Raw genomic sequence first — 15,089 nt, forward strand, 5'->3', positions numbered from 1 at the left:
GAGGCGCTCATCGACCCGCCTCCTCGCGGCCACGACGACGATTCGCCCACACGGCGAGCACCGCCAGCACCACCAACGCCAGGTTCGCTCCACCGCCCGCCGCCTGGCAGCTGCCGCCGGCGATGCGCACCACGAAGGTCTGCACGGTGACGTCGAACTCGCACCGGGAGGCGTTCCCCGAGGCGTCCGTCGCGGTGACGGTGACGCGCGTGCGGCCCGTCGGGAAGCGCGAGCCGGACGGGTGCGACGTCGTCACGGTGACGGCGCCGGCGGTGTCCGTCGGAGGCGGCACGCTGTAGGTCACCTCCGCGCCGCCCTGCGCGTCGGATTGGACCTGGATGTCGGCGGGGCACGTCAGCGTGGGCGCCGTCGTGTCGCGCACCGTCACCAGGAAGGTGCAGGTGACCTGCTGGCCGCCCGCGTCCTCCGCCGTCACCGTCACCGTCGTGTCGCCCAAAGGCAGCGTGCTGCCCGAGGGGTGCGAGTAAGTCACCGTGGGCTCGGGCCCGCCGTTGTCGGACGCCGTGGCCGGGGGATAGGTCACCACCGCGCCGGCCGCGCTCGTGGCGTCCACCACCAGGTCCGCCGGACAGGTGAGCGTCGGCGGGTCATCGGTCACGTCGACCGTCACCGTGGCCTCGTTGCTGTCGAGCCCGCAGTCGCGCGCCCGGTACGTGAAGCTGTCCGGTCCGATGTAGCCCGGGTTCGGCGTGTACGTGAGGTCGGGCGGCGTGCCCGTGAGCGTGCCGTGCGCCGGCGGCGTGACGATGATGAACGTGAGCGCGGAGCCCTCCGCGTCCGTGCCCGTCAGCGTCACCTCCGCGGGCGCCCCGTTGCTCGACAGGGCCGTCAGGCCCTGCACGGTGGGCGCCGTGTTCGTCACCGCGCGCACCACGCGTCCACCGCCCACGCCGTTGGCGAAGACGGAGAGCACATACGCGCCCGGCGTCACGCTCGCGGGGATGGTGGCCGTCACGCCCGTGGCGGACATGTCGCTGCCCGGCAGGCTCCACAGCCGCCGGCCCTCGTTGGCCTGCAGGCGCACCTGCGGGAAGGCCGCAGAGGAGTCGCGGTAGTCACCCGAGCTGGCCCCGGAGATGCCCTGGAACCCCGTGCCGGTGATGCGCACCGGACAGCCGATGGGGACCTGGTCCGGCGTGGCCACCGTCGGCCGCCAGGCGGGCTGCGCGCCCGTGTCCTCGTAGCGCGAGGCGCTCGCCAGCCAGGCACCGCCCGCGTCCTGCCCGCCGAAGGTCAGCGCTTCGCCGGTGGACAACACGATGAGCTTCGAGAGCGTCCGGCCCTCGGGCAGGTTCGCCGCGGGCTGCCAGGTGTTCGTCACCGGGTCGTACAGCTCCGCGCTGTTCAGCACGCTCCCCCCGCCCTCGCCACCCGCGACGAGCACGCGCCCGGAGGGCAGCAGCGCGGCGGAGTGATGGGCCCGCGCCGTCGTGAGCGTCCCCGCCGGAGACCAGGTGTTGGTCGTCGGGTCGTACAGCTCCGCGGTCGCCGTCTCGGCCGTGGGGGAAAGGCCGCCCGCGGCCAGCACCCGCCCGGATGGCAGCAGGGTCAGCGAGAAGTGGGCCCGGCCCTCCGCGAGCGACGCGGCGGGGGACCACGTGTCCAGGGCCGGGTCATACAGCTCCACCGAGTTGACCGACGTCGAGCTGAAGCGTCCGCCCGCCACCAGCACCCGACCGTCCGGCAGCAGCACCGCGGCGTGGTTCGTGCGAGTCTCCGGAGTCGTGGCCACCGGACGCCAGGTGTTGGCGGCCACGTCGTAGATCTCCGTCACGCCCGCGAGCCGTCCGCCCGTCACCAGCACGTCGCCCGTCGCGAGCAGCGTCGCGGTGTGGCCATCGCGCGCGCCCGCCATGTTCCCCGCGGGAACCCAGGTGTCCGTCGTCGGGTCGTACCGCTCCGCCGAGGACAGGCGCGCACCGCCGTTGTTGGCGCCACCGATGGCGAGCACCTGCCCCGAGCGCAGCAGCGTCAACGTGGCGCGCTCGCGCGTCGTGCTCATCGGGGCCGCGGCGGACCAGGAGTCACTCGCGGGGGTGTAGCGCTCCGTGTCGCCGAGCACGCCCGTGTCGGCGCGGCCTCCGGCGACCAGCACCTGCCCCGAGGGCAGCAGCACGGTCGACTGACTCTCGCGCGCCGTCGCCAGCGCGCCGGCCGGCGTCCAGCGGGAGCTGGAGGCCTCGTAGCGGTCCGTCTCCGCGGTGAAGACCGTGGGGCCACCCGACTGGTTGAAGCCGCCGGCGACCAGCACCTGCCCGGTGACGAGCAGCGTGGCGGTGGCGTTCTCGCGGCCCACGGCCACCGTGCCCGCGTCGCTCCAGGTCCCCGTCGCGGGGTCATAGATTTCCGCGACGGTCTGAGCCACCCTCGCGTCATCCGAGCCGCCCATCACCACGACCTTCCCATCCGGGAGCAGCGTGGCCGTGTGGCCGTTGCGGGGAAGCCGCAGCGCGCCCGTCGCGGTCCAGGTGTTGGCCACCGGGTCGTAGAGCTCCGCGTGCGTGACGACATTCACGCCCGAGCGGCCGCCCGCGACCAGCACGCGCCCATCGGGCAGCATCGTCCCTGTCGCGTAATGACGCGGCACCAGGGGCGGAGCCGCGAGCGTCCAGGTCCCGGAGGTGGGGTCGTAGAGCTCCGCGCTGGGGACGTTCCCACCCCCAGGGTTGAAGCCGCTGACCACCAGCACCCGACCGTCCCGCAGCCGCGCGGCGACGTGGGCGCGGCGGGCGGTGGACATGGAGGCCGTGGCCGTGAAGGTGTTCGTCGTCGGGTCGTACAGCTCCGCCGTCGCCAGGCTGGAGCCGCCCGCGACCAGCACCTGCCCCGAGGACAGCAGCGTGGCGGTCGGCAGCGAGCGGCTCGCGGCCATCGCGCCCGTGGCGGTCCAGGTGTTCGTCGTCGCGTCGAACAGGCGCCCCGTCAGGCTGCCGTCCATGAAGGCGACGGCCCTGCCCGTCGGCAGCATCACGCCGACCGACGTATTGCCGGTGATGCCCGGGGCCGCGACAGCGGACCAGGCGCCCCGCGTGGGGTCGAACCGCTCCGCGCTGGTGACGAAGCCCAGGCTGTTGACGCCGCCCACCGCCAGGACGGAGCCATCCGTCAGCGGGATGGCGGCATGCTGGGCCCGCGCGGTCGCCATCACCGCCGTCGAGGACCAGCCGGGGTCAACCACCAGCGGCGCCTGGAGCCCCGCGAGCGCGACCTCCGAGACGATTCCCACCTGAGGCGCCACGACGTCGAACACCTTCGCGACGGCGCTCGCGCGCACGCCCGACAGCCGCGCCGTCCCGCGACGGGAGGTGCCTTCCGCGTCACGGACCTCGGACGGGTGGAAGCGCAGCACCGGCGAGCCGTCCTCGTCGAGGAACTCGATGACCTCGCCCGTGTCCCGCAGCCGCGTCACCGTGGCCGGGAGCGTGACGCGGTACTCGGCGCGGTGGGTGGGCTCGGAGGCGTCCACCACCCAGGCCTCCTCGATGCGCGAGCCGCGCCAGCCCTGGCTCAGCGCCGCGAAGCCGCCCACCGGGAAGAAGAAGTGCCGCTCGCCCACGTACGACACGGCGCCCTCGTGGCGCGGCGTCCCGTGGTCGGCCTCCCTCGGTGACGACTCGACCCGGAAGGACAGCCCCCGGGTGGAAATCTCCAGCGTCCCGCTCCCGGTGAGCCGGGCCGTCAGCGCCCGCGCGTCCGTACTGGAGGCCGGTGTGTCCGACGAGGAGAAGCGCCTGGGGGCGGCCTCGTCCGTGGCCAGTTCCGGGAAGTAGCTCCGGGCCAGGGCGAGCGCCTCCTCCGCCGCGGGCAGTTCGCGCTGTTGCTCGCACGACCACACCACGGCACAGCACAGCATCAAGACCAGGCGTTGCAAGACGCATCTCGACTGCATCTGTCACCCTCCCAGGACCCGAGCGTGAATCACGGGCCTACGCGCCGGGGCGCGTGCCACGCGGAAGGACCCGCGCGTGTCGACGCACGCTGTATCACGCTTTTCCTTGAACCGGACCCACTTGACTCGCCCTGGGAGGTCATGTGGGGTCCCCGGCTCCAGGAGGCATCCACCCATGACGTCGACGAAACACGAAGTCGTGAGCGCGCCGGGGCTGCCCAAGCCCGTGGGCCCCTACTCGCCCGCGATGAAGCTGGAGTCGCTGCTCTTCGTCTCCGGACAGGCCGCCACGGACCCGGCCACCGGGAAGCAGGCGGAGGGAATCGAGGCGCAGACGGAGCAGGTGCTGCGAAACCTCGAGCGCATCCTGGTGGCGGGCGGCTCCAGCCTCCAGCACGTCCTGCGCTGCGGCGTCTTCCTGACGGACATGAAGGACTTCCGCCGGATGAACGCCGTCTACGAGCGCGTCTTCGCCGGACACCGCCCCGCGCGCACCACCGTGCAGGTGTCGGCGCTCCCCGACGAGGGGCTGATGGTGGAGATCGACTGCGTCGCCTACGTGCCCTGAGCCGCGCGGCACGGGCCGTCCGAATGAGGACCGGAACTGTCCTAGTTCGTCCGTACCGTGGGGCCTTCTTCTTCCGGAAGGCCCGATGCGACTGCCCCTCCTCGTTCTCATCTTGTCCCTGACGTGGACGGCCCACGCGCGCCCGCCGGCCTCCGGTGCTGGAGTCAGGCCCGTGAAACCGTCGTCGGATGAATGCTGCGCGGTGCTGGAGTTGAGGCAGTACACGCTGCGCGAGGGGCAGCGGGACGTGCTCGTCTCGCTGTTCGAGCAGGAGTTCATCGAGAGCCAGGAGGAGAGAGGCGCCCGGCTCGTCGGCCAGTTCCGGGACGCGGCGAGGCCCGAGCGCTTCGTGTGGCTGCGCGGCTTTTCGGACATGGTGTCCCGCGAGGCGGCGCTGAAGTCCTTCTACGGCAGCCCGGTGTGGAAGGCGCACCGGGAGGCCGCGAACGCGACGATGCTGGACTCGTCGAACGTGCTCCTGTTGAAGCCGCTCCCGGGTCGACGGGGGTTCCCCGCGCCGTCGCGGGCGCGTCCGGGAGTGGAGGCGCGCGAGGTGCCCGGCTCACTCATCGTGGCGACGATCCTCCACCGTGACGTGCCCGTGGATGGAGCGTTCGTGGAGTACGTCGAGGAGAGGCTGGTGCCGGAGCTGACGAAGGCGGGGGCTGTGCCCCTGGCGGTGTTCCAGAGCGAGCACGCGACGAACACCTTCCCGGCGCTGCCCGTGCGGGAGGGGGAGCACGTGGTCGTCTACTTCACGCGGTTCGCGAGTCGGGAGGCGTACCGCGCGCACGTGGAGCGGCTGGAGGGCTCACGCGGCTGGAAGGAGACGGTGCGCCCCGGGCTGCGCGCGAAGCTGAAGGCGGAGCCGGAGACGTTGCTGTTGGAGCCCACGGCCCGCTCACGGCTCAGGTGAGCGGACCGGAGGGCGGTGCGGCGACTACTGCGCGCAGTAGACGGCGCGCTCGAACTTGCCCGTCACGTCGACGATGGAGCCGGAGCGGACCACGTACTCGCTGGCGCCGACGTGCGTGTCGGCGTTGCACCAGTCATACGTGTAGCCCAGGCCGGTCCACGGGTACTGCGTGCGCTGCCAGAAGCCGTAGCTGGAGGCGAAGTACGCGTTCATCCAGTTCTTGTGCTCGTTGGTGGCGGACTCGGGGAACTGCAGGCCGCAGCTGCCGTCGTCGATCTCCGAGTCCGGGCAGGGGCGGAACATGTCCGAGGGCTTCACCCACAGCTCGACGATGTAGCGCCCGTTGTCGCTCTCGCCCGCGGGGGGCAGGCCCAGGTACTGGTTGACGCGCGCCACCAGCTTGTCCTGGGGCACCGTCTTGCAGAACGTCTGCAGCTGCGGCGCGGGGGTGACCCACACCTCGCGGGTCAGCGTGTTCTGGCCCACCGTGTAACCCTGGAACGTGGTCCAGATGGCCATGCGCACGGCCGTCTTGTCCTCGTTCCAGACGAGCTTCGTGTTGGACGGGCTGATGGCCCACAGGTCCGTGGAGATGTCGGCGCTCGTGGGCTCCGCCGCGTTGCGCACGGCCTCGGCGTAGGTGGAGGCGTCACACGCCAGGGGCCCGGGCGGCTCGGGGGTGTTGTCGTCGTCGTCGCCACAGGCGGTCAGGGACAGGAGGGCCGCCATGGCGGCGAGGCTTCGCAGGGTGCGCGGAAAGACACTGAACATCATTCGTCTCCAACTGGGAGTCACAGGTTTCCTGGAAGTGTAGTGGAACCTGGGATTCAGAGCACCCTGGAAGGCCGCGAAAGTACGGGGCCAGGCAGACCTCTGCTCCTCTCACGTCTTCGGTGATGCCTCGTCGGTACGACCTGTGCCAGGTGTGTCAGGCAATGTGCCCGAGGAGGAGGTGGTTTTGCCCCCCGAGCCGTTTGTGGCGCCCTCCACTTCGTTTCTGGCCCGAGCAGCTTCGTTCTTGGCGGCGGTCGCTTCAGACCTGGCGCGGGCGGCCTCGACCTTCGTATCTCCCGCCAGGCCCTTCGCGGCTATTGCCTCACTCGTCGCCCTGCGGGCCTGGGATTGAGCATCACCTTCCGCCTTCGTCGCTCGCCGGGCTTCTTCATACGCCTTGCCTGCCTCCAGTTCTCCAGCGGCGGCATGCTTGTCTCAAGTTCCGGCGCGCATCTCTGTCATACACGCCTCAGAAAAAGAGATACCCCTGGCACCGGAAGCGACACATGGAGCCGCATCGACATCACGCCGGCAGCAGTGCGCCCGACCGCACCGACGGGCGCACTGCCCCCAGGACATGGAGACACGTCCCCCATGTCCGTGGACTCAACGAACACAACACACCGCTTGCCTTGAAGTCATGTCAGCCCTGGCCCGAGCTCATCGGCTCGAATGGCTCAAGATGACCTGCCTGCTGGGTGGCGCCACCGTGGGCTCCCACCGGTACAGCGCGACTCCGCGCATCTGATTCGAGCTGATTGCAATCAATCGGCGCGCAGCAAGCATCGTGAGCTGCCGCCCGCTCTTCTGTGAGCGTTCCTCGACAATGGCTCCATGCATGTCATGGAACCCAGCCGGGACATACCCCTCGGGGAGCAACGCCAGACCCGCCTGGATTTCCTCCTGGAGGCTGTCATCCATGAGCCCAAACCGAAGGACTCCCTGTGCCGGCTCCGTCAATTGTGACGCGGAGCGCAGGTAGGCGCTCGCAACCGCTTCACGAAATCCCTGGGGGCCGAAATCAAAGCTGGAGAGCGTCGCGATGGTCCCCCAGACGGTGCGCTGCTTGCCATTCTTCGACAGGCCCGCCTGGAGCCCTTGCAGGACATGCCGGCCCTCGACTCCCACCGCCGTATCGCAACCCAACAGCCTCAGCTCGGCGGTATGGGCGAGGAATCCATCGAGCGCCAGCAAGTGTTTCCAGCTCGCTTCATCGGGCGTCACGATGTCTTCGCCCGAGTCCCCGAGCGTCAGCGTCCCTGGCTGCCCATGACCAAAGATGTCCAGCCGGCTCAGTTTCGCCCGGGCGAAGCTGACCGCCTCCTTCACGACATGCTGAAGCTTCTCCACCTTCTGACAGCGCTCGAACCTGCGCCGGGCATCCCGCACTTCATCCACGAGGAAGACGGCCCGTTCGACCTCCCAGTCGAGGGTCGAGGCATACGCAATGATGGTCAAGTGCATGGCATCTCCCTCACCCTTCGTCCTGCAGGGCCGCCAGCGACGCCAGCAGCAGGGACATGGAGCGCAGCATCTCGTCGCGGACCGCGTTCCCCCGACGCTGCAGCCTGTCGGTGCCGAAGGGCCACTTTCCCTTCCCATCCGAGTAGGCGTCCAGGTTCGTGACCTGCTGACCCCTGAGGTACGCTTCCGACAGCAGCAGGTATCCGAACTGGCCCACCTGTGCGAACACCGCCGTCGACGGCAGCCCCGGCCACACGTCCGCGGGGTTCCCGAGGTCGACCGTCAACCCCACACACGTGGGAGAGGCTCCGTCGAGCGCCATCAAGTCGAACGTGAAGGCATTCGGAATCGTGCTCTTCACCTGGACCTTGTAGGCCCGGTACCCCTTGGAGGGGAACTTCTCGACGGTGGGCATCCACCAGTTCCTCAAATCCTGCACCGAGTTCTGAGGCGTCTGGGTGGAGTCATCGTAGAACGGCGTCGGGGGCATGGGGCACTCCGGGACTGCGGGTGGGACTTCAACTGTCTGCTTATTTGGATTCCCGTGTCAGACTGAAAGCCTTCATCAGGTTGTAGACATGCTGGCGTGTCAGATCGAGCCGCCGGGCGACATCCGTGACACACCAATCCACGCACTCCAGCTCGCGGCGCAGCAGGTCTCGTTGGAAGCGGCGTGTTGCTTCATGGAATGAAATGATTCCGGCCGGTGAAACGGCTGCCGACTCGAACAAGTGGCGTGGCTCCAGGAACGTCGCGGCCTCGGCGCTGGCACGGATGAGCGCGGCCTCCAGACGGTGCCGGAGCTGACGGATGTTCCCGGGCCATTCCGCCGTCTCGCAGGCGGCGAAGCACGCGGGAGAGGGGCTCAATCTCGGCAAGCCATTCTCCTCGGCCAGCCGCGCGAGCAGTGCCTCAACCAAGGGGGCGATGTCCTCGCGCCGCTCGGCCAGTGAGGGCATCCGGACAGGCAGGACATTGAGCCGGTAGAAGAGGTCCTCGCGGAAGCGCCGCTCGCGGACGAGCTGCTCCAGGTTGGCGTTGCTCGCGGCCACCAGGCGGACATTCGCCTTGAAGGGCTTGGGACTGGCCAGCGGGAAGTACTGTCGGGACTGGAGCAACTGGAGCAGCTTGGCCTGCGCGGCCAGGGGAATCTCGGCGATTTCGTCGAGGAAGAGCGTCCCGCCCTCCGCTGCCTCCACCTTTCCGATGGTCCGGCGCGCCCCAGGGAAGGCCCCGGGAAAGGCCCCGAAGAACTCGCTCTCGAAGAGACCTTCCGGAACCGCCGCGCAGTTGAGCTCCACGAATGGCGCCAGCCTGCGCTTGCTGTTGACGTGGAGCGCCTGCGCCAGCTGGGTCTTCCCCGTCCCCGAAGGGCCGCTGATCATCACCGTCACGTCGAGCGGTGCGGCGACGGCGAGCTGCGCGAACACCTGTGCGATCCCCGGGCTCCGCCCGACGATGTCCTCCAGTTGGAAGCGTTGCCGGTAGGGGTGGGTCGGGTCATCCCCACGCCCCTTGTTCTGGAGCAGGGCCCGCTCGGCGGCCGTGCCCAGGAAGTGGGCCACGGATTCCACGAGCATCACCAACTCTTCGGAGAAGGGCCCCGCACCGCGCTTTCCCTCGAGATAGAGGACGCCCGGCAGTCGTCCCGCCAGGGGCACGCAGAGGACCGCCTCCAATCGCTGGGACTTGACGCTGGCGGAGCCGGAGAAGCGTGCGTCCAGCAGTGCGTGCGCCGTGTGCACGGACTTGCCAGCGGCGATGGCCGACGCGACGATTCCGCGAGAGGTCAGCTCGCGAATCTCCTCGCGCTCCAGCTCCGAACAACCATGGAAGAGCGACCACTCCCGGCGCTCGACCGAGCCATCTCCATACAGTTCGAGCCCCGCACGTTGCGCGTCGGCCAGCTCGACCAGAGAGGTCAGGACATCCTGAAGGGGTTGGAGGGGATTGGGTGCATCCATGACGCGAAGCACCGCGAGATACAAATCTCGCTCACGGGCAATGCGAGCCTCGGGGGTGACCATGTCAGTCACGATACCACCCGTTCGAAGCACGGCAATGCTGGCGAGCCAGAGGGAGCGCATGGGCTCGGACAGTCATTGCAGGGACCACGCCACGTCCCGCCCAGGGAGGACACTGGCGTCGCATCCGCACGGTGCGTCCACGGCGTTTGACGGGAACGAGAGGCGTTGTCCACGGAAGTTGACAGACATGTCGCCCGGCCGTTTCACATACGTCTGCATCAACCATCCGCGTGTCAAGGCATGGTGATTGCTCTCACGGTGACGTGGGCCCCGCAGGATGCCGAGCATCGGGGCCTTCCACCGAGGAACCCATGTCACGACTCAAGAAGATGCCCATCACCCCCGTGCCCTCCCTGTCCTCCTCCACCAGAGAGCAGGAGGACTCCCTCTTCTCGCCGCGTAAAACCCATCACAACCTGCGCGAGCTGACGATGGACGCTCGCGACGCGGCGCTGGATGGCGACCCGGGCCCGATGGAACCCACGAGCTATCAGACGCTGTTCAGTCGACTGTCCGCCGCGCGCGATACCCTTCCCGCCGCCTACCGGGACACCTTCTACCAGCCGCTCCTCAACAAGGTGGCGGAGCTGGGCCCTGCCCGGTTCGCGCAGTTGCTCCACCAGGACCCGAGGCGGGAGGGGAGCGCGGGACTCCTGCTGGACGCGGCACACGCGGTCCTCCAGAACGCGGAGCGCTACGAGCCTGTGGCGACGGATGCATTCCAGGAGGTCGTCAGCGACCTGGTCGATGGCTTCCTCAGCGCCGAGGACCGCAGGGGAGTCCTCCCTCCAGACCTGGGTGTGCTGCCGCCGCTGGTGAAGTGGGGCAACCCGGACTTCGGCCCCTACACCTGGCCCGTGGATGCCACCTCGAGCGTGCTCGGGATACAGGCGGGCATCGTCAGCCTTCCACCGGCCCATGCGCGGCGAGGGCTGTTGGGCTGGGCCGCGCTGCCTCACGAGGCGGCGGGACACGACATCCTCAACGCGGATTCGGGGTTAACGGCGGAGCTCTCCAACGCCGTGTATGACCAGCTCAAGAGCAGCTTCCCCTCGCTCGCGACCTACTGGGCGGACCGCATCGACGAGTCGGCCGCGGATGTGCTCGGCATCCTCAACATGGGCCCCACGGCGGGCCTGGGCCTGGTGGGCTACTTCCGAGGGCTCAACGCGGCCTGGGGAGGTGGGCCGGTCCTTCGGCGCGATGGCCCCTCCGAAGACACCCATCCCGCGGACGTCCTGCGGGGCTATCTGGCGGCGGCGACCGTCCAGAAGCTCCGTTTCGCGGCCGGGACGGCCTGGGGCGAGCTCATCGAGCGGGAGGTGGATACGGACCTGAACGGGAGGAAGCTCGACCTCGAAGGGGCTTCCGTGACGCGTGAGCTGGCCAAGAGCTCCGCGGATGCCGTCGCCCAGGTCCTCGTCACCTACCGTCCCGCCGCGCTCGAGGGGCATGCGTTGGGGCAGATCCAGAACTGGCGGGACGAGGACGAGGCGCGCGTCAATCGTCTCGCCAGGGGACTGGCACGCGGCCCGGTGGAGCTCGCCGGGGAGCTGGCAGAGGGGACGTACGCCGCGCACCTCGTCGCGGCGGCGGTGGTCGCCGGCCTGACGCCCGACGCCGACATCCCGTCGGTCCACTCGCGCATGATTCGTCAGCTCAAGCAGATGCACGACGCCAACCCGATGTGGAGCGCCCTCGCCGTCCCCTTCCGAGGCAGCATGGCGCGACACCGAATCTACCGTCCGCTCCAGAAGCACGCGTAAGCCGCGACTCATCGTCGCCGCCCTCGTTCCACACAGCGCATCCCAATGCCGAATTCAAAGCTGCGGGGTGACTTGTGATTGGCCCAGACGAGCCAGTGGTGCTGCGCCTCCGGGGGAGCGTCCCACCGCCCCCCGGCGACCATGCGGTAGCCCGGGAAGTCCCCTTCCGTCGCATCGGTCGCGGTCCACTCCGCCACGTTGCCCGCGAGATCGACCATGCCGTAGGGCCCCACGTCCTTGGGGAACGACCCCACGGGCGCCAGGGTGGGAAACGCATCCTCCCCACCCAGATTCGCCGGCGGCACACGCCTGTCATCCCCCCACACCGTCTGCCGCCGGGGCATGGGATTGGGCACACGCCCGTCCGCGTCCAGGAACTCACCGCCGCGCCCTGCCTTCGACCACTCCTCATACGTGGGCAACGCCTTGCCCAGGAAATGGCAGAACGCCTCGGCCACCTCCGCGTCGATGGCCGAGACGGGGCGGGACGCCTCCGCCGCATGGGCATACTTCGGATGCTTCGGGGGCGCCTCCCGCTTTCCACCGACAAGAGGAAGGATTCGCGCCTCGAAGAGCTGGAACTGCGCGTTCGTCACCTCCGTCCGGTCCATCGAGAACGCGTCGACGTGGACCCGGACCTCCTGCTCGGGCCTCACCTCCGGACGCCAGTACCACCCCGCCGGAACGGGCACCTGCCCGGCCCGCGACGCGGCGCACGTGGGCACCGGCAGCCTCAGCGCCTCGCGCCGAGCCCGCTGCGCATACCCCGGCAATCGCAGCAGCCGCACCCGAGAGGGCGGACATGCCCCACGCCACACCGTGAGCCACGCCGCCCTCGAGGGCGCCTGCACCCGCTCCCGCCAGGCCCCCTCCCCATCCACCTGTCCCGGATGGCGCGTCAGCCGCGTGTCGTCATACGCGGGCCCCTCGCCTCCAGCCTCCGCGGGCGCGAGGCTCCACCGGAGCGGCTCGGTGACGGGCACCCGCGTCCACGCGAGCGCGCCCGCGTCGTAGTCGAAGAGCTCCAGCACGAGGTCGAAGTCCCCCTGGTCCAGGGACATCAGCTCCATCTCCCGCTGCCGCCGCGTCGCCTCCCGCTGGCTCTGCTGGAACGCGAGCACCACCGCCGTCCCGATGCCCGTCGCGAGCACCAGCAACAACCCTCCCGCGACGAACCCCAGCCGCCGTCTGCGCAGCCGCCCCTGCTCGCGCCGCCTCCCCGCATCCAAGAACGCCCGGGAGCGGCTCACCAACGGCACCTGCCCCTCCGACAGACGGCGCAACGCCTGGTCCAGCGCGCTCCCGCCCCACGTCTCCTCGTCCCTGCGCCCCCGCCGGTCCCACAGCTCCGAGGCCTGGTCGATTTCGCTGACCAGCTGATGCTCGTCCCGCGACTCCTGCCGCCAGCGCGCCAGCTCCGGCCACGCCGTGGCCAGCGCCTCGTGCGCCAGCTCCACCAGCGCCCCGTCCGTCTTCACGTCCCGCGAGGCCACCACCAGCCGGTGTGACAGCAGCGCGTCCAACACCGGCTTCGCCCCCGCCCCCAGCGTCTCCAACAGCTCCTCGCGCAGCCGGGGCCTCCGGGTCCCCTCGGGCGTGAGCAGCTCCAGCAGCAACAGGCGCGCCGTGTGGATGTCCCGCGCCGACAGCTGCCCGAGCAGCTGCCGCCCCTGCGCCGCCAGCGCCCCCGCAACGCCGCCCAGCTCCTCGTAGACGCTCGTCCGCAGCAGCCGGGGCCCCCGCGCCCTGCGCTCCCAGAGCGCCGCGCACGTGGCCTGCAGGAGCGGCAGCCCCACCGGCTGGGCCCGGACATCCGCGACGATGCGCTCGACCAGCCCGTCCTCCAGCGCATACCCCACGCGCCGCAGCGGCCCGGTGACGGCCTCGGTCAACGCCCCGGGCGACAACGGCCCCACCACGAACGCATGGCCAAGGAATGCCCCCAGGTGCTCCACGCGCGCGAAGTGCCCCAGGTAGTCGTCGCGGAGCACCACCAGCACCCGCCAACCGATGCCCGCCGAGGCCACCGCGGCGAGACACCGCGCCAGCGCCACCGCGTCCTCCGGCGCCCCCAGCGTGAAGACCTCCTCGAACGCATCCACCGCCAGGAGCGCGGGCCCCGGGGCGCGTGCCTGCAGCAGCCCCACGAGCGCCCCCGGAGTCACGGACAACGTCTCGGCCAGCTCCCGCTCCAGCCCGAGCACCTCCACCAGCCTCGCGAGCGGACGCGCGCCCGGGCGCAGCGACACCACCTCCCAGCGCGCCATCTGCCGCAGCCGGGGCACCACGCCCGCGTGCAACAGCGAGCTCTTGCCGATGCCGGACGGCCCCACCAGCACCACGGGCGCGTCCTGACGCAGCCGCTCGACGAGCGCCCCCACCTCCATCTCCCGTCCCGAGAAGTCCTCCGCCTCGTCCTCGGCGAACGAGCGCAGCCCATGGAACGGCGCCCTCGCGCCCTCCTCCCTTCCCCCGGCGCGGCGCGCACCGGCTCCAGCCATTGCGTGAGGGCCTGCTCCAGGGCCCGCGCCGTGGGCCGCGCCTCGGGCACGAGCGCCAGGCAATCCTTGAAGAGCGAGGCCCCGTGCAGATGCGGCGCCGGCCCCGGGAGCGGACGCGGCTGGAACGCGAACGACGCCAGGTGCGCGTCCTCCACCGGCCGCTTCCCCTCCAGCAGCTCGTGCAGAATCACCCCCAGCGACCACACATCCATCGCCGGCGACGGAGGCGCGCCCCGCCAGCGCTCGGGGGACATGTACGCGGGCGTCCCCGACGCGGCCTGCGCGGTGGTACCCGCGTGCCGGGCGAGCCCGAAGTCCACCACGCGCAGGCGCCCATCCCTCGGCAGGAAGACGTTCTCCGGCTTGAGGTCCGCGTGGATGATGTCGTGGCGATGCGCCTCCGCGAGCGCGTCCGCGATGGCCCGCCCGATTCGCAGCACCTCCCCGGGCGACAGCCGCTCGCGCGACATCCGCTCCCGCAGCGTCTGCCCCTCCAGGTACTCCAGCGCGAGGTAGGGCTGCCCCTTGAACACGCCCGCGGCGTGCACCGTGACGATGTGGGGGTGGTTGAAGCGGGCCGTGGTGCGCGCCTCCTCCAACATCCGCTCCGCGCCAGGAGGACCGAGCAGCTCCGGCCGCAGGAGCTTGAGCGCGACGTGGCGCCCCAAGGACAGGTCCTGCGCCAGGTAGACACGCCCCGACGCGCCCTCGCCGAGCAGCCGCAGCACCCGGAAGCCCTCCACGAGACAACCCGTGGAGAGCAAATCATCGGTCGCCTCGGGCGACGCGCCCAAGCCCCACTTGCTCATGTCCGCCCCACCCCCAGCGATTCCTCGTGTGTCCCGGTCGCGGCTCGCCCGAGGATGCTAGGGCCAACCGGCCGACAGGCGCCATGACCACCCGGGCCCACCCACGCCGGGACGCCATGGGCAGGCCGGGTCCGAATCACCACCCCTGGAGCCGACAGAGCGCGGCTGAAATCCCAGACGAGGGGCGCCTGCTGTAAGGGATTGACGCCATTCATTGTCCCAGTCGCCGCGTGAATGTCGTCTCACGGCCGCCGTCTGGGACTGGGGGCGGGGTTTGCTGCCGGGGGCTCTTCACCCAGCTTGCCTCACGTGGCCCGTCCATCTCGGACCGCCACCGGGGCCCATGGCCCGTGC

Annotated in this window: 9 protein-coding genes and 1 pseudogene; 3 read left to right on the forward strand and 7 right to left on the reverse strand. The window is 70.3% G+C overall.

The annotated features are described in order from the left end of the window. Positions 1-7: 7 nt before the first annotated feature. The gene (locus VZQ01_RS09920) at positions 8-3,892 is read right to left on the reverse strand and encodes a Kelch repeat-containing protein (protein WP_426747675.1); all 3,885 of its coding nucleotides are present in this window, start codon (positions 3,890-3,892) and stop codon (positions 8-10) included. Positions 3,893-4,085: 193 nt separating this feature from the next. On the opposite strand from VZQ01_RS09920, the gene VZQ01_RS09925 reads away from it, so the two are divergent. Both VZQ01_RS09925 and VZQ01_RS09930 read left to right on the forward strand, forming a co-directional pair. Then, positions 4,086-4,478, forward strand: coding sequence for a RidA family protein (locus tag VZQ01_RS09925; RefSeq protein WP_074958353.1), 393 nt, complete (start codon positions 4,086-4,088; stop codon positions 4,476-4,478). A gap of 172 nt (positions 4,479-4,650) precedes the next feature. Continuing rightward, a complete protein-coding gene (locus VZQ01_RS09930; protein ID WP_426747676.1) occupies positions 4,651-5,394 on the forward strand; it encodes an NIPSNAP family protein in 744 nt (247 codons plus the stop codon). Positions 5,395-5,418: 24 nt separating this feature from the next. Here VZQ01_RS09930 and VZQ01_RS09935 read toward each other — a convergent pair whose 3' ends face one another. The 4 genes from VZQ01_RS09935 to VZQ01_RS09950 form a co-directional block, all read right to left on the reverse strand. Further along, on the reverse strand, positions 5,419-6,165 hold the full coding sequence (locus tag VZQ01_RS09935; protein WP_223747986.1) for a hypothetical protein: 747 nt from the start codon (positions 6,163-6,165) through the stop codon (positions 5,419-5,421). A gap of 663 nt (positions 6,166-6,828) precedes the next feature. Continuing rightward, positions 6,829-7,632, reverse strand: coding sequence for a DUF4347 domain-containing protein (locus tag VZQ01_RS09940; RefSeq protein WP_426747677.1), 804 nt, complete (start codon positions 7,630-7,632; stop codon positions 6,829-6,831). Between the two features lie 10 nt (positions 7,633-7,642). Further along, positions 7,643-8,122 carry a hypothetical protein gene (locus VZQ01_RS09945; RefSeq protein WP_223747983.1) on the reverse strand — a complete coding sequence of 160 codons (480 nt, stop codon included), beginning with the start codon at positions 8,120-8,122 and terminating at the stop codon, positions 7,643-7,645. A gap of 40 nt (positions 8,123-8,162) precedes the next feature. Further along, positions 8,163-9,659 (reverse strand): sigma-54-dependent Fis family transcriptional regulator, encoded by a 1,497-nt coding sequence (locus VZQ01_RS09950; protein ID WP_228556702.1) that lies wholly within the window; start codon positions 9,657-9,659, stop codon positions 8,163-8,165. A 311-nt stretch (positions 9,660-9,970) separates the two neighbouring features. Here VZQ01_RS09950 and VZQ01_RS09955 point away from each other — a divergent pair, with 311 nt between their 5' ends. Next, on the forward strand, positions 9,971-11,425 hold the full coding sequence (locus VZQ01_RS09955; RefSeq protein WP_223747982.1) for a hypothetical protein: 1,455 nt from the start codon (positions 9,971-9,973) through the stop codon (positions 11,423-11,425). 8 nt (positions 11,426-11,433) lie between these two features. Here the strand turns inward: VZQ01_RS09955 and VZQ01_RS09960 are convergent, their stop codons facing one another. Further along, a complete protein-coding gene (locus VZQ01_RS09960; RefSeq protein ID WP_426747678.1) occupies positions 11,434-13,926 on the reverse strand; it encodes an nSTAND1 domain-containing NTPase in 2,493 nt (830 codons plus the stop codon). 65 nt (positions 13,927-13,991) lie between these two features. After that, a pseudogene (locus tag VZQ01_RS09965) lies at positions 13,992-14,735 on the reverse strand (serine/threonine-protein kinase); the annotation flags it as partial. Positions 14,736-15,089 lie beyond the last annotated feature (354 nt).

It is taken from the genome of Myxococcus faecalis, assembly GCF_050039385.1.
GTDB lineage: Bacteria > Myxococcota > Myxococcia > Myxococcales > Myxococcaceae > Myxococcus > Myxococcus fulvus.